The sequence below is a fragment of the Pseudomonas frederiksbergensis genome (assembly GCF_001874645.1).
In the GTDB taxonomy this organism is placed as follows: domain Bacteria; phylum Pseudomonadota; class Gammaproteobacteria; order Pseudomonadales; family Pseudomonadaceae; genus Aquipseudomonas; species Aquipseudomonas frederiksbergensis_B.
Map to the genome: position 1 here is coordinate 2,304,055 of NZ_CP017886.1, position 25,520 is coordinate 2,329,574.

Consider the following 25,520-nt stretch of genomic DNA (forward strand, 5'->3'; position numbering starts at 1 on the left):
GGCAAACACCGCTTAGCGCGGCACTACCGGCTTACGTGCAGGCTTGGGACCTTTGCCCTTGGCGGCGTCCTTGCGTTCCTTGGCGGCCTGCTGGTTACGGGCGAACGCCGCAGCCTTGGCCTGTTCACGCTTGTCCCACGGATTACCGCCATCGCTGGCACGCGGCGGCAAGCCAGTGTGTTGCGTGAGGATTTTGGTGGTCTTTTCCCCGGCCACTTTATGGCTACCGGCTGGCGTCGAATTCTTGCGACGGGCGCTCTGGTAGCTGTCGGTGGCCGGCTGGTGCAACGGGATCAGCTGGTTCTTGCCCGGTCCGATCAGGTCGGCACGGCCCATGCGGGTCAACGCTTCACGCAGCATCGGCCAGCCTTTCGGGTCGTGGTAACGCAAGAACGCCTTGTGCAGACGACGCTGCTCTTCGCTCTTGACGATCGTCACGGCGTCGCTCTTGTAAGTCACCTTGCGCAGCGGGTTCTTGCCCGAATGGTACATGGCAGTGGCGGTGGCCATCGGCGACGGGTAGAACGCCTGTACCTGATCCGCACGGAAACCGTTGCCCTTGAGCCACAGGGCCAGGTTCATCATGTCTTCGTCGGTGGTGCCCGGGTGGGCGGCGATGAAGTACGGAATCAGGTACTGCTCTTTCCCGGCTTCCTTGGAGTACTTCTCGAACATCCGCTTGAACTTGTCATAGCTGCCGATGCCCGGCTTCATCATCTGATTGAGCGGACCTTCCTCGGTGTGTTCCGGGGCGATCTTCAGGTAACCACCGACGTGGTGGGTCACCAACTCTTTGACGTACTCCGGCGACTCGACCGCGAGGTCGTAACGCAGGCCGGACGCGATCAGGATCTTCTTCACACCCGGCAAGGCGCGAGCGCTGCGATACAGCTGGATCAGCGACGAGTGGTCAGTGTTGAGGTTCGGGCAAATGCCCGGGAACACGCACGATGGCTTACGGCACGCGGATTCGATTTCCGGGCTCTTGCAAGCGATACGGTACATGTTCGCGGTCGGGCCGCCGAGGTCGGAAATAACGCCGGTAAAGCCTGGCACCTTGTCGCGGATCTCTTCGATTTCGCGAATGATCGACTCTTCGGAACGGTTCTGGATGATCCGGCCTTCGTGTTCGGTGATCGAGCAGAAGGTGCAGCCGCCGAAGCAGCCGCGCATGATGTTCACCGAAAAACGGATCATGTCGTAGGCCGGGATCTTCTCCTTGCCATACGCCGGGTGCGGAATACGGGCGTAAGGCATGCCGAACACGTAGTCCATCTCTTCGGTGGTCATCGGAATCGGCGGCGGGTTGAACCAGACGTCGACTTCGCCGTGCTTCTGTACCAATGCGCGAGCGTTGCCCGGGTTGGTTTCCAGGTGCAGCACACGGTTGGCGTGGGCGTACAGAACGGCGTCGCCACGGACTTTTTCTACCGATGGCAGACGAATCACGGTCTTGTCACGGGTCATCCGAGGGCTCGCCAGGATCTGTACAACCTTGGCTTCTTCCGGGTCGTCAACCGGCCCCTTCTCTTGTTCGATGGCGCAGGCCTGAGTGTCTTGGGTGTTCACGTACGGGTTGATGATCTTGTCGATCTTGCCCGGACGGTCGATGCGCGTGGAGTCGACTTCGTACCAGCCTTGCGGCGTATCACGGCGAATGAACGCGGTGCCACGAACGTCGGTGATGTCTTCGATCTTGTGACCGTAGGACAGACGCTGGGCAACTTCGACGATCGCTCGCTCGGCGTTGCCGTACAGCAGAATGTCGGCGCAGGCGTCGATCAGGATCGAGTTGCGCACCCGGTCCTGCCAGTAATCGTAGTGTGCGATACGGCGCAGGGAAGCTTCGATGCCACCGAGGACAATCGGCACATTCTTGTAGGCTTCCTTGCAGCGCTGGCTGTACACCAGGCTCGCGCGATCCGGACGTTTGCCCGCCAGGCCACCGGGGGTGTAGGCGTCATCGGAGCGGATTTTCTTGTCGGCGGTGTAGCGGTTGATCATCGAGTCCATGTTGCCGGCCGCGACACCGAAGAACAGGTTCGGCTCGCCGAGCTTCATGAAGTCGTCTTTGGACTGCCAGTTTGGCTGGGCAATGATCCCGACGCGAAAGCCCTGGGACTCCAGCAGCCGGCCAATGATTGCCATGCCAAACGACGGATGGTCGACGTACGCATCACCGGTGACGATGATGATGTCGCAGGAATCCCAGCCGAGCTGATCCATCTCCTCCCTGCTCATCGGCAGGAATGGCGCTGGCCCGAAACATTCGGCCCAGTACTTGGGATAGTCAAATAACGGCTTGGCTGCTTGCATGTCGATAACCGGTGTTGGCTTTCATTGAATTTCGCGGGCGCGGAATATAGCACAAAATTTAACCAATTCCGACGACCATGGTCGGAATTAGAGACGACGAGATTATTCGTCGTCGAAGTTGTAGCTGCCCGGCGCGAGGTTTTCGAAGCGGGTGTACTTACCGATGAACGCCAGGCGTGACGTACCGATCGGACCGTTCCGCTGCTTGCCGATGATGATCTCGGCGATGCCCTTGTGCTCGGTTTCCGGGTGATACACCTCGTCCCGGTAAACGAACATGATGACGTCGGCATCCTGCTCGATCGCTCCGGATTCCCGCAAGTCGGAGTTGATCGGGCGCTTGTTGGGACGCTGTTCCAGGGAGCGGTTGAGCTGCGACAGCGCCACCACCGGGCAGTTGAATTCCTTGGCCAGGGCTTTCAACGAGCGGGAGATTTCGGAAATCTCGTTGGTCCGGTTATCGCCGCCCGAGCCCGGGATCTGCATGAGTTGCAGGTAGTCGATCATGATCAGGCCCACTTCGCCGTGCTCACGCACCAGACGCCGAGTCCGTGCGCGCATTTCCGACGGGCTGATACCGGCGGTATCGTCGATGAACAGCTTGCGATCGTTGAGCAGATTGACCGCCGAGGTCAGGCGCGGCCAATCGTCGTCGTCCAACCGACCGGCCCGGACCTTGGTCTGATCGATCCGGCCGAGGGACGACAACATACGCATGATCAGCGATTCGCCTGGCATCTCCAGCGAGTAGACCAGTACGCACTTGTCACTGCGCAGCACGGCGTTTTCCACCAGGTTCATCGCAAAGGTGGTTTTACCCATCGATGGACGGCCGGCGACGATGATCAGGTCAGACGGTTGCAGGCCGCTGGTTTTCTCGTCGAGGTCGGTGTAGCCGGTGGACAGGCCGGTGATGGCGTTGTCGGTGTTGAACAAGGTGTCGATACGATCGATGGCCTTGGTCAACAGGTCATTGACGCTCACCGGGCCGCCGGTTTTCGGCCGGGCTTCGGCAATCTGGAAGATCTGCCGTTCAGCTTCGTCGAGAATTTCGGCGGCAGTGCGACCTTCCGGATTGAAGGCGCTGTCGGCAATTTCAGTGCTGATGCCGATCAACTGACGCAGGGTCGCTCGCTCACGAACGATCTGGGCATAGGCCTTGATGTTGGCGACCGACGGCGTGTTTTTCGCCAGTTCACCCAGGTATCCGAGACCGCCGACTTGCGAGGTCTGACCTTCCTTGTCCAATTGCTCGGCCAAGGTCACGACGTCGATCGGCGAGTTCTGATCGGCCAGCTTGGCGATCGCACGGAAGATCAGGCGGTGGTCATGCCGATAGAAATCACCATCCGACACCTGATCGAGCACGCGTTCCCAGGCGTTGTTGTCCAGCATCAGACCACCGAGCACGGCCTGTTCGGCCTCGATGGAATGCGGCGGCACTTTCAGCGCGGCGGTTTGCAGATCGTATTGCTCAGGAGCGGAGATATCGTTCATGGCCACTTGGTTTCTTTAGGAAAAGCAGGGGTTGTAGAAAATCAGGAACCGCAGAAAGACAAAGGGCACGACCTGTAAACAGGATCGTGCCCGATGTTACCGGCAAGCACCCAAGGGTGCCAGCCGACAAGTATTGCTTAAGCTGCTACCACGACAACGCGTACGGTGGCTTCAACTTCAGCGTGCAGGTGCACGGCTACGTCGAATTCACCTACGTTGCGGATGGTGCCGTTCGGCAGACGAACTTCGCTTTTTGCAACTTCAACGCCAGAGGCGGTCAGTGCATCAGCGATGTCGTGAGTGCCGATCGAACCGAACAGCTTGCCTTCGTCACCGGCGGTGGCAGTGATGGTCACTTCCAGCTCAGCCAGTTGGGCAGCGCGGCTTTCAGCCGAAGTTTTACGGTCTGCTGCGGCTTTTTCCAGCTCAGCGCGACGCTCTTCGAACGCAGCCAGGTTGGCAGCGGTCGCAGCGGTCGCTTTGCCGTAAGGCAGCAGGTAGTTACGACCGTAACCAGCCTTAACGTTCACTTTGTCACCCAGGTTGCCCAGGTTGGTGACTTTTTCCAGAAGGATCAGTTGCATGTGAAAATCCTCTTAACTTTTAACCTTCACCGTTCGCGCTATCGACGTCTTTCGGCGTCAAACGACCGCGAAAATCAATCAGGCTGTCGACAATGGCCAGGACCACCAGCAACGGATAGATCAGCTGCATAAACAGCAACAGCGTTACGTACAACCCCACCAGCCAAAATTTGGCCAGTCGCTTTTCAGCCACCAGCCCATGAATCAGGGCCAGCCCGGCGAACACCAGCGGTACGCTGCACAACGGCGTCAACATGGCCATCTGGCTACCGAAGTTCGGCCCCAGAAGCATGCACGCCAGCAGCAACATCGCTGGCCCCAGCGGGATTCGGATGGCGCGAAACTCGCGACCAAAACCACCAGGGTTGTACAACAACGCCTGCCAGTAGCGCCCGATAATCAGGCTCAGCACACTGACGATTTGCAACAAGGCCGCTATCAGGCCAGTCAGGACCGGGGCAATCAGGGCGGCGAGACGCGCTCGCTCCTCTACCGACAATTGCTGATAGAGGTCACCGAGGGCCAGCGGCAGGATCTTTACCAGTTCCTGCGCCAGAATCTCGATGTGAGGGCGGTAAACCGCACCCAGCACCACTGAAAACACCAATCCCATCGCTATGCTGACCAGCAGCACGCGGTTCCAGGATTCACTTGCGCGCAAAACCAGCGCAAGGCCCGAAGACCCCAGCAACACCATGAGTGCGCGTGGATCATCGGAATACAGCCACCAGATCAATGCCGGCAGTATTCCCAGAGCAAGAACGCCGAGGGCGTCCTTCAATCCGCGCCGCAGCAGCACAAGGCTCCCGGCGGCAGCACCCAACCAATACAACAACGGCAATGCCGCGCATCCAGCCACTACAAGAGTGGCCTGCATACGACCGCGCATGATGAACTCAGCTATGGCGCGCATGCATTCAATCCTTTGCTACGTGTCGACTGCCCGGTCTCAGCGGCCGTGGCTGTCGGTGTAGGCCAGCAGGGCCAGGAAGCGGGCGCGCTTGATAGCGGTGGCCAGCTGACGCTGATAACGAGCTTTGGTACCGGTGATGCGGCTTGGAACGATTTTGCCGGTCTCGGATACGTAAGCTTTCAGAGTGTTGAGATCTTTGTAATCGATCTCTTTCACGTCTTCAGCGGTGAAGCGGCAGAATTTACGACGACGGAAGAAACGTGCCATGTAATAGGCTCCTCAAAAGGTCCGTGGATTACTCGTCAGCGTTATCGCTGTTGTCGCTGTCATCACTGTCAACGCCTTCGGCGTCGGAGTGCTCAGGACGGTCGCGACGCTCACGGCGCTCACTGCGGTTTTCTTCAGCCTTGAGCATCTCGGATTGGCCAGTAACGGCTTCTTCGCGACGGATGACCAGGTTACGGATCACTGCATCGTTGTAGCGGAAGTTGTCTTCCAGCTCGGCCAGGGCCTTGCCAGTGCACTCAACGTTCAGCATCACGTAGTGAGCCTTGTGAACATTGTTGATTGCGTAGGCCAGTTGACGACGGCCCCAATCTTCCAGACGGTGGATTTTGCCGCCGTCTTCTTCGATCAGCTTGGTGTAACGCTCAACCATGCCGCCGACTTGCTCGCTTTGATCCGGGTGGACCAAAAAGATGATTTCGTAATGACGCATGAATGCTCCTTACGGGTTGTAGCCTGCCGCTCAAAAGCGGTCAGACAAGGAGTGAATGACACTTATGGACTTGCCGGCGATAGACACATGCGTGCCTGCCGTCACAGCAAGGGGCGCAATTGTAGAGAAGGGACAGAAGCGGCGCAAGGCAATTGGTGATTATTTGAACAATCACATTACCCAGAGAATAAAAAACCGTAGGAGCTACCGAAGGCTGCGATCTTTTGACGTTGCTTTTTAGAAGATCAAAAGATCGCAGCCTGCGGCAGCTCCTACAGAGGTGTGTCAGGGCTTTTTGGCTGCGGCCTTGACACCGCGCTGGCGCAGGGCCTCGAACAGGCACACCCCGGTCGCCACGGATACGTTGAGGCTGCTGACGCTACCGGCCATCGGCAAACGCACCAGGTAGTCGCAAAGATCACGAGTCAGGCGACGCATCCCACTACCTTCAGCACCCATGATCAGGATGGTCGGGCCGGTCAGGTCTTGCTGATACAGATCCTGCTCCGCCTCCCCTGCCGTACCGACAACCCACAAACCACGCTGCTTGAGTTTCTCCAGGGTGCGCGCCAGGTTGGTCACGGCCACCAACGGAATCACTTCCGCGGCGCCACAGGCGACTTTACGCACAGTCGGAGTCAGGGTGGCCGACTTATCCTTCGGAACGATCACTGCCAATGCACCCGCCGCGTCGGCAGAACGCAGGCAAGCACCGAGGTTGTGCGGATCGGTCACGCCGTCGAGCACCAGCAACAGCGGTGCGCCTTCGGTACGGTCGAGCAGCTCGTCAAGCATGGCCTCGCCCCAGACCTGGCTTGGGCTTACGTCCGCCACCACACCCTGGTGCACGCCTTCAACCCAGGCATCCAGCTCACGACGCTCGGCCTGACCGACCGCAACGCGGTTTTCGTTAGCCAGCTCGATCAGCGTCTGAACGCGCGGATCACTGCGGCCTTCGGCCAGCCAGATCTGCTTGACGCGTTTCGGGTGATGACGCAGCAACGCTTCTACGGCATGCACGCCATAGATTTTTTCCAACTGACTCATGACTTGGCCTTAGGTTTACGTGCCCCGCCGCTTTTGGCTGGAGCCGAGCCCGCCTTGGGCGGGCCTTTACGGTGTTTACTCGGTTTGGCTGGCTTGCCGCCGGAGGCCTTTTCAGGCGCCGACCGTCCGGCCTTTCCCCCAGACGCCGCTTTACCGCCGCTCTTAGCTTCGGCCAGCAACGCCTGCTTCATTTCACGACTTTTGCGTACTTCGGCGTTTTTCGCCGCGGCATCGCTCGGGCGATAAGCCTCAGGGGCCTTTTCCTTCGAGGAACCACGACGACCGGTTTTTGCCGGCCCAGGCTCAGCAGCAGTCTTGGCTGCAGGCGCCGACGTCTCTGCACCACGCTTCTTGCGACCAATCGGTGCGCTGATGGTTTTTTCGGCCATCTCGAAGTCGATCTTGCGCTCGTCCAGGTCAACCCGCATCACACGCACTTCAACGGTATCGCCGAGGCGGAAGCTGCGACCGGTACGCTCACCAGCCAAGCGGTGATGCACAGGGTCGAAGTGGTAGTAGTCACCCGGCAAAGCGGTCACGTGGACCAGACCTTCGACGTAGATGTCGGTCAGCTCGACGAACAGACCAAAACCGGTTACGGCAGTGATCACACCCGGGAACGACTCGCCCACGCGATCTTTCATGAACTCGCACTTGAGCCAGTTCACCACGTCGCGGGTCGCTTCGTCGGCACGGCGCTCGCTCATCGAGCACTGCTCGCCGAGCTGCTCCAGCGCCGCTTCGTCGTACGGATAGATGCGCGCTTTCGGAATGCTCATCGCCCCGGCACGACGCACGTGCGGCGTGTCTTGCCTGGAGTGGATGACACTGCGAATCGCCCGGTGTGTGAGCAAGTCCGGGTAACGGCGGATCGGCGAGGTGAAGTGGGTATAGGCTTCGTAATTCAGACCGAAGTGGCCCTGGTTATCAGCGCTGTACACCGCTTGGCTCAACGAGCGCAGCATGACGGTCTGGATCAGGTGGAAATCCGGACGATCCTTGATCCCGGCCAGCAGCGCCTGATAGTCCTTCGGCGACGGGCCGTCCTTGCCTTTGTGCAGGGACAGGCCGAGCTCGCCGAGGAAGGCGCGGAGTTTTTCCAGGCGCTCCGGTGGCGGACCGTCGTGAACCCGGTACAGCGCAGGGATTTCGTGTTTTTTCAGGAATTCAGCGGTAGCCACGTTGGCCGCCAGCATGCACTCCTCAATCAGTTTGTGCGCGTCGTTGCGCACGGTCGGACGGATTTCGGCAATCTTGCGCTCGGTACCGAAGATGATTCGGGTTTCCTGCGTTTCGAAATCGATCGCGCCACGCACATGACGGGCCGCCAGCAACACCTTGTACAGCGCATAGAGCTGCTTGAGGTGCGGCACCACGTCGGTGTATTCGCCACGAAGCTGACGAGCTTCGGTGGTTTTCGGCTGCTCCAGCATTGCGCTGACCTTGTTGTAGGTCAGGCGGGCGTGGGAGTGAATCACCGCTTCGTAGAAGCAGTAGTCGGTCATCTCGCCGGATTTGGAGATGGTCATCTCGCAAACCATGGCCAGGCGATCGACATGCGGGTTCAGCGAGCACAGGCCGTTGGACAGCTGCTCAGGCAGCATCGGCACCACGCGCTCGGGGAAGTACACCGAGTTACCGCGAACCTGAGACTCGGCATCCAGCGCCGAACCGATCTTCACGTAGCTGGAAACGTCGGCAATCGCCACGTACAACTTCCAGCCGCCGGAGAACAGCCGCAGCTTGCCCGGCTTCGCTTCGCAATAGACCGCATCATCAAAGTCGCGAGCGTCTTCGCCGTCGATGGTGACGAACGGCAGATGACGCAGGTCGATGCGTTTCTCTTTGTCTTTCTCTTCGACTTCCGGTTTGAGCTTGGCGGCTTCCTTGAGCACCGCTTCCGGCCAGACGTGAGGAATGTCATAGGTCCGCAGGGCAATATCGATCTCCATGCCCGGCGCCATGTAGTTACCGACCACTTCCACCACATCGCCTTGCGGCTGGAAGCGCGGGGTCGGCCAGTGCGTGATTTTCACTTCAACGAATTGGCCGATATTGGCGTTGGCGTTACGGCCTGGAGTGACCAGCACTTCCTGCTGGATCTTCGGGTTGTCGGCCACCACAAAGCCGATGCCGCCTTCTTCAAAGTAACGACCGACGATGCTCTCGTGAGCACGGGACACGACTTCGACGATCACGCCTTCACGGCGACCACGACGATCCAGACCGGATACCCGTGCCAGCGCACGGTCACCGTCGAACACCAGGCGCATTTGCGCCGGGCTCATGAACAGGTCGTCACTGCCGTCGTCCGGGATCAGGAAGCCGAAGCCGTCACGGTGACCGCTGATGCGGCCCAGGATCAGGTCGAGCTTGTCTACCGGCGCGTAAGTGCCGCGACGAGTGTAAATAAGCTGAGCATCGCGCTCCATGGCGCGCAGGCGGCGGCGCAGGGCTTCGACCTGGTCTTCTGTGGTCAGACCAAACTCTTCGACCAGTTGCTCGCGGTTAGCAGGCGAACCTCGATCAGCAAGGTGCTGAAGGATCAGTTCGCGGCTAGGAATAGGGTTTTCATATTTTTCCGCTTCACGAGCGGCCTCGGGATCGAGGGACTGCCAATCGGCCATTAGAGAGTTTTCACCTTGTCTATATGCGGGTTAGTTTGGCATAGGCGTAATGAAACGGGAAATTTCAGGCTCTTTGAGGCCCTAAAAGCCCCTTCCTCAACCTTGAAAGACAGCATTGAGCACCGCTCGTAAAATTTTCCAGGTTTTTTTGATATCAGGGGTTTACAGTTAAAACGACGCTCCGTATAGTGCGCGCCATCGACGACGGACAACGTTGCCGATACTGCCCAGATGGTGAAATTGGTAGACACGCCAGCTTCAGGTGCTGGTGACCGCAAGGTCGTGGAAGTTCGAGTCTTCTTCTGGGCACCAATTCAGAGCTTGAGATTAGTTCAATTTCAAGGCTCACACAAAAACCCGCGAAAGCGGGTTTTTGCATTCTAAGCATTTGATTTATTAAAACCAAATCAGGGGTTTACAGATCAAAACGCTCTCCGTATAGTGCGCCACATCAACAGCGGCAACGTTGCTGATACTGCCCAGATGGTGAAATTGGTAGACACGCCAGCTTCAGGTGCTGGTGACCGCAAGGTCGTGGAAGTTCGAGTCTTCTTCTGGGCACCAATTCAAAGTTCAAGGTCAACGATCTTGAATCTCACAAAAACCCGCGAAAGCGGGTTTTTGCGTTTCTGGCTTCCGGAAATCCTTGAATCTGCCTGCACAACCCCGAGCCTTTGATCTTAAAAATCGAAGCCAAAAGATCGCAGCCTGCGGCAGCTCCGCAGGAATATGCGTTTCCCTGTAGGAGCAGCCGCTGGCTGCGATCTTTTGATCTTTGGATTAAGCCCTGAACTGCCCCAGGCTTGCTTTCAACTGCGCCGCCAAACTGTCCAGCACCTTGCCGCTGGCTGTGGTTTCCACCACGGCCTGCGCCGCACGCTCTGCCTGGGCATGAATCGTCTCGACCCGCCCGCGTACCGCATGCGCGCCTTTGGCCTGATGGGCCGCGGCCTGAGTCGCCAGACCGATGGCCGCATGCACCTGCTCGACAGAAACCTGCACTGACTGCTGCAAACGCGCACTGTCGCGCAATACCAGCAAACCTTCGCTGGCCTGACGCCCTGCCTGTCCAATCGCCGCCACAGCCTCACGAGCGCCTTGCTGCAACGCCCCGATGTGCGCCTGAATGTCGCCCGTCGAGCTTTGAGTCTTGCTGGCCAGCGCCCGCACTTCATCGGCCACCACCGCAAAACCACGCCCGGTCTCACCGGCCCGCGCCGCTTCGATCGCCGCGTTCAGTGCCAGCAAGTTGGTCTGCTCGGCGATCCCGTGAATCACCTCCAGCACCACTTCAATCTGCTCGCTCTGCTGCGCCAGACGCTCGATGACTTTGGCCCCGGTATCGACTTGTCCAGCCAATGCCTCGATCAGACTGCCGACCTGCGCCGAGGTGCGAGTGTTTTCATCCGTCGCCTGACGAATATCCACCACCTGCTGCAACGCCGCCTGCATCGCGTGACTTTCGGCCTGCGCCTCGTCAGCCATTTGCGACAAGGCACGCAAGCTCTCCGCCACCTCATCGCGCTGGGATTTCGCTGCCGCATCGGCACCCGCATTGCGCTTGCTCATGGCGCCGATTTCCACGCCGGTGCGCTGGGCCACATCACCCGCTTCGCGAACAATGGGCTGCAACTTATCCACAAAGCGGTTGACCGCCGACGCCATGTCGCCGATTTCATCTTTGCTATTGATCTGCACGCGTTTGGTCAGGTCGCCATCACCCGCGGCCAGATCCTCCATTGCCGCGATCAGCAGCTTCAGGCGATTGACCACCCGCCGCCCAAGCACGACCGCCAGTAGCAGCAAGACACCGCAGCCGACCAGCGCCAGCGCCATGCCGATCCGCCAGCGCAAAGTCGCCGCTGCTTCCTGAACGGTGCTGGTGGTATTGGCTTTCATCTCGGTGGCCGTGGACTGCGCCGACTGCAAGCGCGAGCGCATGGCCGTGGCGCTATCAGCCGCAGCGCCCTTGAGGCTGTCGCCGACCAGTTGATCACTGCTGGCGATCAGCGCCGAGAAGCGCTTGTCGAGGGCTGCCAGGTCGATTTCCACCGACGCCGTGGAAACACCCATCAGCACCTTGCCGATTTCCACGCCATTGGGATTGATCGAGGCTTCGAGGTAATAGACCGAAGGGTCGTTTTTCGCCGCATTCAGCACTTTATCCAGCGCCCGTTCACCCTGGCCTTTTTCCAACAGGGCCTGGTTGATCGGGTTTTCCCGGTTCAGGTAGCGAGTCAAATGCTGACCGGTGGCGTCGTCGTACACCACAAACAGCACATTCGGATTGCGCTGGGCACGACGGGCGAATTCGGACAGGGTTGGAACGTCGCTGTCCCACATGGCGCGGGGTGCAACCGAGGCCAGGAGCTGAGCCATGTCATTGGCCGAGTCCTTCAGGTCCTTTTCCAGGGCCGCACGCAGTTGCGCCTGCTCTTCCTTAAGTCGCGAGGACAAACCGGCGGTCAGGCGCTGACGGGTACTGGTGGAGAGGTTATCAAGACTCGAGGTGACTTCACGCCCGGCCTGCTCGAGTTCGCCAGAGAGCTTCTGACTATCGACGCCAAGACGATTGCCCAAATCGGCTTCCAATGCGGTCACGGTGCTCCGGGTCAGTGCGACAGCCACCAACACCTGCACCAACAGAGCGATACCAAGGGTAACGAACACGGGCCGCAACAAACGGCTTTGTAACAGTGAGAGAACGGCCGACACAGGAAATCCCTCTACTTGCACGCCATTAAATTGATGGCACTCAGGAAGATAGTTTCACAGCAAAGGTCATGCCGCCCAACAGGCATAAACGACAAAGGGCCCGATTAAGGGCCCTTTGTTTTTTACATCAACGACTTATTAAGCGAACGGGTGACGCAGAACGATGGTCTCGTTGCGGTCCGGGCCCGTCGAAATAATGTCGATCGGCGCGCCGACCAGCTCTTCGACGCGCTTGATGTAGTTGCGAGCAGCCTGAGGCAGCTCTTCCAGGGTCTTGGCGCCCAGGGTCGACTCGGTCCAGCCCGGCATCTCTTCGTACACCGGCTCAAGACCGATGTAGCTGTCGGCGTCGGTCGGCGCGTCGATTACGGCACCCTCGTGGTTCTTGTAGCCCACGCAGATGTTGATGGTCTCAAGACCGTCCAGCACGTCCAGCTTGGTCAGGCACAGGCCCGAGATGCTGTTGACGTCGATGGCGCGACGCAGGATGACGGCGTCGAACCAGCCGCAACGACGGGCACGACCAGTGGTAGCACCGAATTCGTGGCCACGCTTGGCGAGGAACGCACCAACGTCGTCGAACAGCTCGGTCGGGAACGGACCCGAACCCACACGAGTGGTGTAAGCCTTGGTGATGCCGAGGATGTAATCCAGGTACATCGGGCCAAAACCCGAACCGGTCGCGATGCCGCCAGCGGTGGTGTTGGAGCTGGTGACGTACGGGTAGGTACCGTGGTCGATGTCCAGCAAGGAGCCTTGGGCGCCTTCGAACATGATGTCTTTGCCGTCGCGACGCAGGTTATGCAGTTCGGCGGTGACGTCGAGCATCATCGGTTTGAGCAGCTCGGCATATTCCATGCACTCGTCCAGAGTTTTCTGGAAGTCGATTGCCGGCTCTTTGTAGTAGTTGACCAGTACGAAGTTGTGGTAGTCCAACAACTCGCCCAGCTTGGCGGCGAAACGCTCGCGGTGGAACAGGTCACCGATACGCAGGCCACGACGTGCAACCTTGTCTTCGTAGGCCGGGCCGATGCCGCGACCGGTGGTGCCGATTTTCAGCTCGCCACGGGCCTTTTCACGAGCCTGGTCCAGCGCTACGTGGTAAGACAGGATCAGCGGGCAGGACGGGCTGATACGCAGTCGCTCGCGCACCGGTACGCCTTTCTCTTCCAGCTTGATGATCTCGCGCAGCAGGGCGTCAGGTGCAACCACCACGCCGTTGCCGATCAGGCACTGCACGCCATCGCGCAGCACGCCAGACGGGATCAGGTGCAAGACGGTTTTTTCGCCGTCAATCACCAGCGTGTGGCCAGCGTTGTGGCCACCCTGGTAGCGCACTACGGCGGCAGCATGTTCGGTCAGCAGATCAACGATCTTGCCTTTGCCCTCATCACCCCATTGGGTGCCCAGGACTACGACATTCTTACCCATAACACTTGTCCTCATTCGCGCAAACTTGGTGCCGGCAGCCGCCGGCAGGGAAACTCAAGAAGCCAGCGGCAATACTTGCCAAAGCCCGTTCTGCTGAATCAATTGCCGGTCGCAGTCCGCATCACGGGCGGCGGCCAATGGTTGCCCAGGCAATGCCTGAACGACACGCTGACCCTCACTGCGCAACTGGCAAACCTGCTGCCAGAGTGCTGCATCCGTACTGTCAGGCATCCAGATACCGCCAGACGGTAGCTCGATTTCAGCACGCCCCAGGGTCACCAGGGTTTTCAAATCGGTAGAGAAGCCAGTCGCCGGACGGGCGCGACCGAAATCGGCGCCGATGTCGTCGTAACGACCGCCCTGAGCGATGGACTGGCCAACACCCGGTACAAATACCGCGAACACCACACCGGTGTGGTAGTGGTAACCGCGCAGCTCGCCCAGATCGAAGTACAGCGCAAGATCCGGGAAACGCACGGACAAACGCTCGGCAATCGCCAGCAAGTCGTCCAGCGCCGCCAAAACAGGCGCCGGCGCATTGGCCAGACGTTCGCGCGCGGCAGCCAGCACTTCCCGACCACCACACAGATCAACCAGCGCCCGCAGCATGCCCGACAAATCGGCAGGCAGGCCTTCGGTCAAGGTAATGACCTCATCGATGGCCTTGCGTTGCAGGGCATCAAACAACTGTTGCTCGACTTCACCGGACAAACCGGCGGCACGCGCCAGGCCACGGTAAATGCCGACATGACCAAGGTCCATGTGCACATCCGGCACGTCAGCCAGTTGCAGCATGGCCAGCATCAGGCTGATGACTTCCACATCGCTGCTCGGGCTGGCATCGCCGTACAACTCGGCGCCCAGCTGAATCGGGCTGCGCGAGGACGACAAGGCCCGCGGCTGCGCATGCAGCACGCTACCGGCGTAGCACAGACGGCTCGGCCCTTCGCGACGCAAGGTGTGCGCATCAATGCGCGCCACTTGCGGCGTAATGTCGGCACGGAAACCCATCTGCCGGCCCGACTGCGGGTCGATGACCTTGAAGGTCCGCAGATCGAGGTCCTGGCCCGCGCCAGTCAGCAGGGATTCCAGGTACTCGATATGCGGGGTCACGACGAACTCGTAACCCCAGCTCTGGAACAGATCCAACACCTGACGACGCGCCACTTCAATGCGCGCCGCCTCTGGTGGCAGTACTTCTTCGATGCCATCTGGCAGCAGCCAGCGGTCTACCGTTGCCATTACGCCATTCCCCTATGATCCGGGCCACCAGCCCTCAGGCTGGCCTTGAGTGAAGCAGAAAATGTCTGAACCATACGCATAAGTCGCGCGCATGGACAACACGGCGATAGGCCTGGAATCGGCCTCGCCAAACACTTTCCTCGAAAAACCTGTCGAGTTGTTCAACCCGAGTCTTGCAATAAAAAAACCGCAATCAAACGTGCAGACGCAAAAAAGCCGGGAATTTCCCGGCTGCCGCATCATACACACGTTTTCCCAAAGGATCACCCCGCGAGAGGCTTTAGCCGCCCGGCGGGGTCCTTCAAGATCGGTGTTGGATCAAGGTTTGGCTTTTTCCAGATAACGGAAGAAGTCGCTGCTTGGGTCCAGAACCATGACGTCGGTTTTGTTCGCGAAGCTTTCACGGTAGGCACGCAGGCTACGGTAGAAACCGTAGAACTCCTGGTCCTGGCCGTAGGCCTTGGAGTAGATCGCTGCGGCCTGGGCATCACCGTCACCGCGAACCTCTTCAGATTCACGATAGGCTTCAGCCAGCAGTACGCGGCGTTGACGATCGGCGTCGGCACGGATGCCTTCGGCCAGCTCGTTACCCTTGGCACGGTGCTCGCGCGCTTCACGCTCACGCTCGGTGCTCATGCGCTCGAACACGCTGCGGTTCACTTCCTTCGGCAGATCGATGGCCTTGACCCGAACATCGACCACTTCGATGCCCAGCTCTTTTTCCGCCATCTTGTTCAGCGAAGCAGTGATGTCCGCCATCAGTGCGTCCCGCTCACCGGAAACCACTTCGTGCAGGGTGCGCTTGCCAAACTGGTCACGCAGGCCCGATTCCAGACGACGCGAAAGGCGCTCGTCAGCAATCTGCTTGAGACCGGAGGTCGCGGTGTAGAAACGCTCGGCATCCTTGACGCGCCACTTGGCGTAGGCATCCACCATGACGGCTTTCTTTTCCAACGTCAGAAAACGCTGTGTCGGTGCGTCCAGCGTCATCAGGCGTGCGTCGAATTTACGCACCTGGTTAACGTAAGGCACTTTCACATGCAGGCCCGGCTGAACATCAGTCTGAACCACGCGACCGAACTGCAGCAACACCGCACGCTCGGTCTGAGCCACGATGTAGAAGCAGTTCCAGGCTGCGATCGCCACGACGACGCCGACAATAAGGGCGATCAGCGATTTATTGCTCATCAGCGACTCTCCCTGGTACGTGCCGGCTGCTGCAGATCAGTTGCCGCACGCGTATGCCCGTCATTGCTGGTCGCGGCCGCGCCGGTTACCGGCGCCGCACCACTACGACCACTGTCGATCATCTTGTCCAGCGGCAAGTACAGCAGATTGTTCTGGCCATTCTTGTTGCCGGTCACGAGAACCTTGCTGGTATTGCTGAAGACTTCCTGCATCGTGTCCAGGTACAGACGCTGACGAGTGACCTCCGGTGCCTTGCGATATTCGGCGACCAGTTTGGTAAAGCGATCTGCCTCACCCTTGGCGCGCGATACCGTTTCGTCGCGGTAACCGTTGGCATCTTCAATAATGCGCTGGGCCTGACCACGGGCTTCCGGCACGACGCCGTTGGCGTAGGTTTCAGCCTGGTTGCGCGAGCGCTGCTCATCTTCACGAGCACGGATCACGTCATCGAAGGCTTCCTGGACTTCACGCGGTGCCGCTGCGCTCTGAACGTTGACCTGAGTGACGGTGATACCGGTGCGATAAGTATCGAGGAAGCGTTGCAGACGCTCCTTGATTTCGCTGGCCATCAATTCACGACCTTCGGTCAGCACCTGATCCATGGCGGTGGAACCCACCACATGGCGCAAGGCACTCTCGGTCGCGTGTTGCAGGCTGATTTCCGGCTGATCGACGTTCAGCACGAAGTCCTGCAGATTGGTGATCTTGTACTGCACGGTCAGTGGCACTTCGACGATGTTTTCGTCTTCAGTGAGCATTTGACCCTGCTTGGTGTAGGCACGCTCACGCGTGACGTTCTCCATGTACTTGCGATCGATCGGCGGGAAGTAGATGTTCAGACCGGGACCGACGGTTTCGTAGTACTTGCCGAAGCGCAGCACCACGGCTTGCTCCTGCTCGTCGACTACATAAACCGCGCTGTACAGCCAGACGGCCGCCAGCACGACAAGACCGATGCCGAGCAGGCCGTAACCGCCGCCCTTGCCCGAACCACCGCCATCGTCACCGCGTTTCTTACCACCACCGAACAACCCATTCAGGCTTTCCTGCAGCTTTCGGAAGGCCTCGTCGAGATCTGGTGGCCCCTTGCGGTCGCCATTATTGCGGCGTTTACCACCCCAAGGATCCTGATTATTCGAGTTGCCACCCGGCTCATTCCAAGCCATAGCGCTCTCCATCTGATAAAGCAAAGACGCACCCACGGCGCGCCGACCAATGCTACAGAATGCCTGCCACAGCGGCACAACCGCTTTTTCAGGCTTTTATTGCAAAGTGTGTTGCTCGATGAATTCCAGCGGCTGCATTCCTTCGCGGCTCACCAGTCGATTGAGTTCGACTCGCGGCAAACGAACGGCCAGCAAACAGATGCCTTCTTCGTCGTGTTCTTCTTTCTGTACCGCGCCGAGCGCAAAGAACTGCGCACGCAGTCGAGCAAAACGCTGCGGCAAGCGCAAGGTGCCGACGAACAAATCGTCGCCCAGCAACTCCGCAATAGCCTGTTTGAGCAGATCCAGACCCTGACCGTCACGCGCCGACAACCAGACCCGCTGCGGCTTGCCGTCGGCATCACGCTGGATCTGCGGCTCTACGCCCTCGAGCAAATCGAGTTTGTTATAGACCTCCAGGATCGGCAAGTCTTGTGCACCGATCTCGCCGAGCACCGCCATGACCTGTTCGATCTGGGCCATGCGTTCTGGCTCATGGGCGTCGATCACATGCAGCAACAGGTCAGAGTTGCTCGACTCTTCGAGCGTAGCCCGAAATGCCTCGACCAGTTTGTGCGGCAAGTGACGAATGAAACCCACGGTGTCGGCCAGCACGATCGGACCGAGGTCGGCAAGCTCGAGCCGGCGCAAGGTCGGGTCGAGGGTGGCGAATAACTGGTCTGCTGCGAATACGTCGGAATCGGTAACCGAGTTGAACAGCGTCGACTTGCCGGCGTTGGTATAACCCACCAGCGAAACCGAAGGGATATCCGCACGCTGACGACCACGACGAGCCTGATCACGCTGGCTACGGACTTTTTCCAGACGCCCCTTGATCTGCCGCAGGCGAACCCGCAGAAGACGCCGGTCGGTTTCGAGCTGGGTTTCACCCGGGCCGCGCAGGCCGATACCGCCTTTCTGCCGTTCAAGGTGAGTCCAGCCGCGAACCAGTCGCGTACTCATGTAATCAAGCTGGGCCAGTTCGACCTGGAGCTTGCCTTCATGGGTGCGGGCGCGTTGGGCGAAGATATCGAGAATCAGGCCCGTACGGTCAATCACGCGACACTCGAAAACACGTTCGAGGTTACGTTCCTGACTGGGCGTGAGGACGGAGTTGAAAATCACCAGATCGACCTTCTCGGCTTTGACCTGATCGCGTAACTCCTCGACCTTGCCGCTACCAATCAGGTATTTGGCGGTTGGCCGATGACGCGGCACGTTAACAAACGCGACGGTCTCGGCGCCGGCCGAAATTGCCAACTCCTGAAACTCCTGCGGATCTTCGCGCGCCTCAGGGTCCTGACCATCCAAGTGAACGAGAATGGTTCGCTCACCACCACCGTGGCGCTCAAAGAACAAAGGAGACTCCTATCAGGCGTTACCTGGCTCAGCGTCAGCTTGTTCGGATTCGGTTGCGCTAGGCAGACGAATTGGACGAACCGGCACCACTGTAGAGATAGCGTGTTTGTAAACCATCTGGCTGACGGTGTTTTTCAGCAGGATAACGAACTGGTCGAACGACTCGATCGTGCCTTGCAGTTTGATGCCGTTGACCAGATAGATGGAAACCCCAACTTTCTCTTTACGCAATGTATTCAAGTAAGGGTCTTGTAGCGAATGCCCTTTTGACATGTGCCGCACTCCTTTAAGGATTCAATAATAAAAATAGGTAAAAAAATGGCTTAGGCCGTCACACCCCCAAGGATAGACGGCAATTGCAAGGACTCAGCTCAATATGGAGACCGTTCCCAGGTATTTCAAGGCGCGTGGCAGATTGTCGCAATCGAGGCTGTCCAACCAGTGTAAATCAGCCCAACTGCGCAGCCAGGTGAACTGGCGCTTCGCCAATTGGCGCGTGGCAATGATCCCACGCTCCTGCATCTCGGCTGACGTCAGCTTGCCATCCAGGTAATCCCAGACTTGTCGGTAGCCTACAGCGCGTATAGACGGCAACCCTGCATGCAGGTCACTTCTTTTACGCAGGGCTACGACCTCGTCAATGAATCCCTGTTCCAACATTTGTGTAAATCTTTGTTTAATACGCTCATGCAGTACCTGACGGTTCGCCGGAGCGATAGCCAAGTTCGCGACAGTATAGGGCAATTGTGGGCGACCCGAAGCGCCTGCTTCAGTACTTTGCGCAGATTGTCGCGCGCGGTGTTCGGTCATGCTCTGGCCGCTGACCCGATAAACTTCCAGCGCCCGGCTGAGTCGCTGCGGGTCATTGGGGTGAATTCGCGCCGCCGACACCGGATCAATCACCGCCAACTGATCGTGCAGGGCTTGCCAGCCAAGGCGTGCAGCCTCCTCCTCGATTTCAGCGCGGATCTGCGGATCAGCCGCCGGCATGTCCGCCAGACCTTCGAGCAAAGCCTTGTAATAGAGCATGGTGCCGCCGACCAGCAGCGGAATATTGCCGCGCGCAGTGATCTCGGCCATGGCCTCCAGGGCATCCCGGCGAAAATCAGCCGCTGAATAGGCCTCGACCGGGTCAAGAATGTCGATCAGCCGATGAGGAAACTCGGCCAACAGTTCTTTCGAAGGCTTGGCCGTGCCGATGTCCATGCCGCGATACACCAGCGCCGAGTCGACGCTGATCAGCTCGCAGGGCAGGACCTTGGTCAGCTCGATAGCCAGATCAGTCTTGCCCGCAGCGGTCGGGCCCATCAGGAATATCGCTGGAGGGAGCTGGCTCATCAACGACCGCGCAAGAACAGTTTGTCCAGATCGTCCAGCCCCAATTGGGTCCAGGTCGGTCGGCCATGGTTGCATTGACCACTGCGCTCGGTGCTTTCCATGTCCCGCAGCAGACCGTTCATTTCCGGCAAGGCCAGACGCCGGTTGGCGCGGACAGCGCCGTGGCAGGCCATGGTGCCGAGCAGTTCGTTCAGGTGCGCCTGAATCCGGTCGCTGGTGCCGTATTCCATCAGGTCCGCCAATACGTCGTGAACCAGACGGTTGGCCTCGGCCTGTTTGAGCAACGCCGGAATCTGCCGGATCGCCAGGGTTTCCGGGCCCAGACGCTGAAGTTCAAAGCCGAGGCGCTGGAACCAGCTGACATGCTCTTCGGCGCAATCGGCTTCACGCTGACTGACCGCAATCGACTCCGGCACCAGCAGCGGTTGGCCGCTCAGGCCTTCGCTGGCCATCGCGACTTTCAGGCGCTCGTACATGATCCGCTCATGCGCGGCGTGCATGTCCACCAGCACCAGCCCTTGGGCGTTTTCCGAAAGAATGTAGATACCCTTGAGTTGTGCCAGCGCATACCCCAGCGGCGGGATATCGTCCTGGCCGTCAGGCAGTGCGGTGGAATTAGCCTCCGGCAATGGCGCAAAAAACTCGCGATAGGCAGCCTGCGCTTCAGCCACCGGCACACCCGACTGCGGACGCGGCGTGTATTGATACTGATAACCCGCACCAGCGCCTGAGCCCGCCGTCGTATTAAAGGACGGTTGTGCCTGCGGCTGCTCCAGCAACGCATTGGCCGCCAGACGCATTTCACCTTGCGGGCCGAACTCGCCGGCGTCGATGCCGGTCGGCCTGACCATGACCGTCGCGACAGGTGCGGCCAGATGGTCTTCCGGACGCACATCGCCCAAGGCGCGGTGCAAGGTGCCGTAGAGGAAATCGTGAACCATGCGCCCGTCACGGAAGCGTACTTCGTGCTTGGTCGGGTGCACGTTGACGTCGACGCCCGCCGGATCGACTTCGAAAAACAGGACGAACGTCGGGTGCCGACCATTGAACAGCACGTCGCGATACGCCTGGCGCACCGCGTGGGCCACCAGTTTGTCGCGCACGGCACGGCCGTTCACGAAGAAATACTGCAAATCCGCCTGACTGCGATTAAAGGTCGGCAACCCGACCCAGCCCCACAGATGAAGGCCATTGCGCTCGATCTCGATCGGCAGCGCCTGCTCCAGGAAACCCGAACCGCAGATCGCCGCCACACGCCGGGCGCGCGCCGCTTCGTCATGGGCTTCGTGCAGGCTGAGGATGGTTTTGCCGTTATGGCGCAGATGGAACGCCACGTCGAAGCGCGCCAGAGCCAAACGCTTGATCACTTCTTGCAGGTGATCGAATTCGGTTTTTTCGGTCTTGAGGAATTTACGCCGCGCCGGGGTATTGAAGAACAGGTCGCGAACCTCAACCGAGGTGCCGACCGGGTGAGCCGCTGGCTGAACGCGAGGCGCCATGTCCCGGCCTTCGGTCTCGACCTGCCAGGCCTGATCGGCATCCCGGGTGCGGGACGTCAGGGTCAGACGCGCCACGGAGCTTATCGACGCGAGTGCTTCACCGCGAAACCCGAGGCTCATGACCTGCTCGAGATCTTCGAGATTGCGGATCTTGCTGGTGGCATGTCGCGCCAGCGCCAGCGGCAAATCATCGGAGGAAATCCCGCTGCCATCGTCGCGAACCCGCAGCAGTTTGACGCCGCCCTGCTCGACATCGACGTCGATTCGTCTGGCGCCGGAGTCGAGGCTGTTTTCCAGCAGTTCCTTGATCACCGAAGCCGGGCGCTCAACCACCTCACCGGCGGCAATCTGGTTCGCCAGGCGCGGGCTGAGCAGCTCGATACGCGCTGCGTTGCTCACGGCGTCGTTCATTCCTTGGCCGCCAGTTCGGTGCCCGGGATGTTCAGGTGCTGGCCGATTTTCAGTTCGTCGGATTGCAGGTTGTTGGCGCTGCGCAGGGTCGCAGCCGAGACCTGATAACGCACGGCGATCATCGCCAGGGTTTCACCCGGACGCACCGTGTGGTCACGCGGCCCTTGGGCAATCTTGCCGGAATCACGCAGCCAGGCGATGTAGGTGCCCGGTGGCGGGTTCTGCTGGAAGAACTGGCGCACACCCGCGCTGATCGAACGGGCCAGCGCTTGCTGATGGCTGGACGCCGCCAGTTTCGAGGCTTCGTTGGCGTTGGAGATAAACCCGGTTTCCACCAGGATCGACGGAATGTCCGGCGACTTCAGCACCATGAACCCGGCCTGCTCGACGCGCTGCTTGTGCAACGACGTGACCCGGCCAATGTTGCTCAACACCTTCTGGCCGACGTTCAGGCTGGAGGTCAGCGACGCGGTCATCGACAGATCAAGCAGTACGCCGGCGAGCATCTTGTCCTTGTCGTCGAGGCTGACGTTGCCGGCACCGCCGATCAGGTCGGAGCGGTTTTCGCTGTCGGCCAGCCAACGCGCGGTTTCGGACGTCGCGCCACGTTCGGACAAGGCGAACACCGAGGCGCCGAACGCTGCAGCGGAGGGCGCCGCGTCGGCGTGGATCGAAACGAACAGGTCGGCGCCCTTCTTGCGGGCGATTTCGGTACGGCCGCGCAACGGAATGAAGTAGTCACCGGTACGGGTCAGCTCGGCACGGAAGCCTTTCATGCCGTTGACCTGACGCTGCAGCTCGCGGGCGATGGCCAGCACTACATCTTTCTCGTGCTGACCACGGGAACCAGAAGCGCCAGGGTCTTCGCCACCGTGACCGGCATCGATGACCACGATGATGTCGCGCTTGCCGGCCGGAGCAGGCGGCAGCTTGATCGCCGGTTCAACCGGAGCCACCGGCACCGCAGGCACGGTGGCAACGGTTGGGGCCGGGGTCGGCGCAGGCGGTGGCGCGGCATCGGCGGCGTTGTCGAACAGGTCGACCACCAGTCGGTTGCCATACTGCGCATTCGGCGCCAGCACGAAGCTTTTCGGGGTAACGGCTTTTTTCAGGTCGATGACCACCCGCAGATCGGTCGGCGTGCGCTGAGCCGAACGCATGTCGGTAATCGGGGTATTGGCGGTGGAGACCTTCAGCGGTGCACCAAGGACTGCGCCATTGATGTCGATCACCAGACGATCCGGGGACGTCAGGGTAAAGACGCTGTGCTGGACCGGACCCGACAGGTCGAACACCAGTCGCGTGTTATCCGGCGCCCGCCACAGACGAACACTGTTGACCTTTGTCGCGGCCACAGCGTCGACGGCCAGTGCCGTAAGCAGCATTCCTACGACAGCAACCAACGCGCGAAAGCGCATACCTAACCCCATCATTTATTTGAATTCCAATGCCAAAGCGGCACACCAAGACTCGCCACGCAAACCTTGGGGCGACAGATTCAGCGAACGCCCGCTGTCATGCGGGCTAATGGTAATGGTCAGGTCGGGCTTTGGCAAAAAGCCTGCACCCTTCTGGGGCCACTCGATCAGACACAGTGCATCGTCTTCGAGGTAGTCGCGGATGCCGAGAAACTCCAGCTCCTCCGGGTCGACCAGTCGATAAAGGTCAAAATGGAAGGCGCGAATGTTGCCGATCTCGTAGGGTTCGACCAAGGTGAAGGTCGGACTTTTTACTGCCCCTACATGCCCCAAACCGCGAATAATGCCCCGCGACAGGGTGGTTTTGCCCGCCCCCAGGTCACCGTCCAGAAAGATGATGCCGTGCCCTTGAGTCACTTGAGCGATATGGTTGCCCAACACGACCATGGCCTCTTCATTGGCCAGATACAGGGTTACTTCAGACACGGTGCTTGCTCCTCCAGCAACTGACGAATGGTGGGAATCAGATCACTGGCCGCCAGTCCCCGGCCAGATTTACCTTCACGCTCGCCGGCATTGGCGTGCAGCCAGACCGCTAGGCAAGCCGCATCGAATGCGTTCATGCCCTGAGCCAGCAAGGCGCCGACCAGTCCGGCCAATACATCTCCCAGACCCGCGGTGGCCATGGCCGGGTGGCCTTGATGACACAGCGCCAAACGACCATCGGGACTGGCAATCAGGCTGCCAGCCCCTTTGAGGATGACGGTGGCTGTGTATTTTTTGCTCAATGCATGGGCCGCGGCGGGGCGATCCGCTTGAACCTCGGCCGTGGAAATCCCCAATAACCGCGCCGCTTCCCCCGGATGCGGGGTGATCACGCAACCCTTCGGCAGACGCACATCACCTTGGCTCAGCAGATTCAGCGCATCGGCATCCCACACCTGCGGTAACGAGGCATTGGCTGCCGCCGACAGCAAACTGCGACCCCACGCGGCCTTGCCAAGACCCGGCCCGACGACAATCACACTGGCTTGCTCAAGCGGCGCCATCAACTGGTTGGCCGAGTGAGTGCCCAGCACCATGACTTCAGGCACTCGCGCCAAGGCAGCCGGAACATGCTCACTGCGAGTCGCCAGAGACACCATGCCCGCACCGCTGCGCAGGGCACTTTCGGCGCCCAAGAGAATGGCGCCGCCGAAACCGCGGTCGCCGCCAATCAGCAGGACGTGACCGAACCGGCCTTTGTGAGCGCTTGGTGCCCGAGCCGCCAGGCGCGGCAGGTTGCCGGGGTTCAGGCGCTGAGCACTGACGGCACTTTCAGCGACGATCTGCGGGTCGGCCTGCAGATCGCTGAACTGCAGCTCCCCCACCTGATCCGCCGCATCGCCGGTGAACAGCCCAAGCTTGAGGCCGATGTACGTCACGGTGAGGTCCGCCCGAACCGCAACGCCGAGGACCCGACCGGTATCAGCGCACAGACCCGATGGAATATCCACCGACACGACAGGCAGGCCACTGGCGTTGATTGCCTCAATCGCGGCGCCATAGGGTTCGCGCACGTCACCGCTCAGACCGGTGCCCAGCAGCGCATCCAGCACCACGCCACGCAGCTCGATCGAAGGCGACCAGACCTCGACGACAACCCCGGCGGCCAGCGACTCGGCATACGCCAGCGCCGCATCGCCCTGCAAGCGCGACGGTTCAGCCACCGCCAGCACTCGCACCTGCCAGCCGGCTCGCAGGGCCAGCACCGCCACCCGATAACCGTCCCCGGCGTTATTGCCGTGACCCGCCAACACACTGAGTTCACTAGCCGTCGGCCAGTGCCGGACCAACGCCCGCCACGTGGCGCGAGCAGCCCGATGCATCAATTCGAAGCCCGTTGTCCCGGTCGCAATCAGCCGCGCATCGAGCGCCCTGACCTGTGCGGCGCTGTACAGTGCGTCGGGTAAATGGTGTTTTGTCTGCGGCATACGTCTTCAGGCTCCGATGTCTGGCAGAATTATACGCAC

Annotated in this window: 20 protein-coding genes and 2 tRNA genes; 2 read left to right on the forward strand and 20 right to left on the reverse strand. The window is 59.9% G+C overall.

What is annotated here, in order from left to right; genetic code table 11:
- Positions 1-12: 12 nt before the first annotated feature.
- The 8 genes from BLL42_RS11210 to rnr all read right to left on the reverse strand — a co-directional run bounded on the left by BLL42_RS11210 (position 13) and on the right by rnr (position 9,702).
- A complete protein-coding gene (locus BLL42_RS11210) occupies positions 13-2,316 on the reverse strand; it encodes a YgiQ family radical SAM protein (RefSeq protein WP_071552115.1) in 2,304 nt (767 codons plus the stop codon).
- 102 nt (positions 2,317-2,418) lie between these two features.
- Positions 2,419-3,813, reverse strand: a complete 1,395-nt coding sequence (dnaB, locus tag BLL42_RS11215) for a replicative DNA helicase (protein ID WP_071552116.1) — start codon at positions 3,811-3,813, stop codon at positions 2,419-2,421.
- A gap of 137 nt (positions 3,814-3,950) precedes the next feature.
- Positions 3,951-4,397, reverse strand: coding sequence for a 50S ribosomal protein L9 (gene rplI / locus BLL42_RS11220; RefSeq protein ID WP_003197251.1), 447 nt, complete (start codon positions 4,395-4,397; stop codon positions 3,951-3,953).
- A gap of 19 nt (positions 4,398-4,416) precedes the next feature.
- Positions 4,417-5,310 (reverse strand): YybS family protein, encoded by an 894-nt coding sequence (locus BLL42_RS11225; RefSeq protein WP_071552117.1) that lies wholly within the window; start codon positions 5,308-5,310, stop codon positions 4,417-4,419.
- A gap of 36 nt (positions 5,311-5,346) precedes the next feature.
- Positions 5,347-5,577 carry a 30S ribosomal protein S18 gene (gene rpsR, locus BLL42_RS11230; RefSeq protein WP_002551829.1) on the reverse strand — a complete coding sequence of 77 codons (231 nt, stop codon included), beginning with the start codon at positions 5,575-5,577 and terminating at the stop codon, positions 5,347-5,349.
- A 28-nt stretch (positions 5,578-5,605) separates the two neighbouring features.
- Positions 5,606-6,028 (reverse strand): 30S ribosomal protein S6, encoded by a 423-nt coding sequence (rpsF, locus tag BLL42_RS11235; RefSeq protein WP_007939579.1) that lies wholly within the window; start codon positions 6,026-6,028, stop codon positions 5,606-5,608.
- 285 nt (positions 6,029-6,313) lie between these two features.
- A complete protein-coding gene (gene rlmB, locus BLL42_RS11240; protein ID WP_071552118.1) occupies positions 6,314-7,075 on the reverse strand; it encodes a 23S rRNA (guanosine(2251)-2'-O)-methyltransferase RlmB in 762 nt (253 codons plus the stop codon).
- On the reverse strand, positions 7,072-9,702 hold the full coding sequence (gene rnr / locus BLL42_RS11245; protein ID WP_071552119.1) for a ribonuclease R: 2,631 nt from the start codon (positions 9,700-9,702) through the stop codon (positions 7,072-7,074). Before rnr ends, rlmB begins: the two co-directional genes overlap by 4 nt.
- A gap of 225 nt (positions 9,703-9,927) precedes the next feature.
- Between rnr and BLL42_RS11250 the strand changes: the two genes are divergently transcribed.
- Positions 9,928-10,014: transfer RNA gene (locus tag BLL42_RS11250), tRNA-Leu, on the forward strand.
- A 165-nt stretch (positions 10,015-10,179) separates the two neighbouring features.
- Positions 10,180-10,266, forward strand: a tRNA-Leu gene (locus BLL42_RS11255).
- 216 nt (positions 10,267-10,482) lie between these two features.
- On the opposite strand, the gene BLL42_RS11260 is transcribed toward BLL42_RS11255, so the two are convergent.
- The 12 genes from BLL42_RS11260 to BLL42_RS11315 form a co-directional block, all read right to left on the reverse strand.
- Positions 10,483-12,417 carry a methyl-accepting chemotaxis protein gene (locus tag BLL42_RS11260; protein ID WP_071552120.1) on the reverse strand — a complete coding sequence of 645 codons (1,935 nt, stop codon included), beginning with the start codon at positions 12,415-12,417 and terminating at the stop codon, positions 10,483-10,485.
- A gap of 138 nt (positions 12,418-12,555) precedes the next feature.
- Positions 12,556-13,848, reverse strand: coding sequence for an adenylosuccinate synthase (locus BLL42_RS11265; protein WP_071552121.1), 1,293 nt, complete (start codon positions 13,846-13,848; stop codon positions 12,556-12,558).
- 54 nt (positions 13,849-13,902) lie between these two features.
- A complete protein-coding gene (locus tag BLL42_RS11270; protein ID WP_071552122.1) occupies positions 13,903-15,090 on the reverse strand; it encodes an ATP phosphoribosyltransferase regulatory subunit in 1,188 nt (395 codons plus the stop codon).
- A 318-nt stretch (positions 15,091-15,408) separates the two neighbouring features.
- Positions 15,409-16,278, reverse strand: coding sequence for a protease modulator HflC (hflC, locus tag BLL42_RS11275; RefSeq protein ID WP_019691508.1), 870 nt, complete (start codon positions 16,276-16,278; stop codon positions 15,409-15,411).
- Complete coding sequence (gene hflK, locus BLL42_RS11280; protein WP_071552123.1) at positions 16,278-17,444, reverse strand: FtsH protease activity modulator HflK; 1,167 nt, start codon at positions 17,442-17,444, stop codon at positions 16,278-16,280. The genes hflC and hflK overlap by 1 nt, the downstream gene beginning before the upstream one ends.
- A 96-nt stretch (positions 17,445-17,540) precedes the next feature.
- Complete coding sequence (gene hflX, locus BLL42_RS11285; RefSeq protein ID WP_071552124.1) at positions 17,541-18,842, reverse strand: ribosome rescue GTPase HflX; 1,302 nt, start codon at positions 18,840-18,842, stop codon at positions 17,541-17,543.
- 12 nt (positions 18,843-18,854) lie between these two features.
- The gene (gene hfq, locus BLL42_RS11290; RefSeq protein WP_019691505.1) at positions 18,855-19,115 is read right to left on the reverse strand and encodes an RNA chaperone Hfq; all 261 of its coding nucleotides are present in this window, start codon (positions 19,113-19,115) and stop codon (positions 18,855-18,857) included.
- A 93-nt stretch (positions 19,116-19,208) separates the two neighbouring features.
- Entirely contained in the window at positions 19,209-20,180 is a 972-nt protein-coding gene (miaA, locus tag BLL42_RS11295) for a tRNA (adenosine(37)-N6)-dimethylallyltransferase MiaA (protein WP_071552125.1), read from the reverse strand.
- On the reverse strand, positions 20,180-22,078 hold the full coding sequence (mutL, locus tag BLL42_RS11300; protein WP_174553354.1) for a DNA mismatch repair endonuclease MutL: 1,899 nt from the start codon (positions 22,076-22,078) through the stop codon (positions 20,180-20,182). The genes miaA and mutL overlap by 1 nt, the downstream gene beginning before the upstream one ends.
- Before the next feature lie 8 nt (positions 22,079-22,086).
- On the reverse strand, positions 22,087-23,523 hold the full coding sequence (locus BLL42_RS11305) for an N-acetylmuramoyl-L-alanine amidase (protein ID WP_071552127.1): 1,437 nt from the start codon (positions 23,521-23,523) through the stop codon (positions 22,087-22,089).
- Entirely contained in the window at positions 23,524-23,994 is a 471-nt protein-coding gene (gene tsaE / locus BLL42_RS11310) for a tRNA (adenosine(37)-N6)-threonylcarbamoyltransferase complex ATPase subunit type 1 TsaE (RefSeq protein WP_071552128.1), read from the reverse strand.
- A complete protein-coding gene (locus BLL42_RS11315) occupies positions 23,982-25,481 on the reverse strand; it encodes a bifunctional ADP-dependent NAD(P)H-hydrate dehydratase/NAD(P)H-hydrate epimerase (RefSeq protein ID WP_071552129.1) in 1,500 nt (499 codons plus the stop codon). Before BLL42_RS11315 ends, tsaE begins: the two co-directional genes overlap by 13 nt.
- Positions 25,482-25,520: the final 39 nt, after the last annotated feature.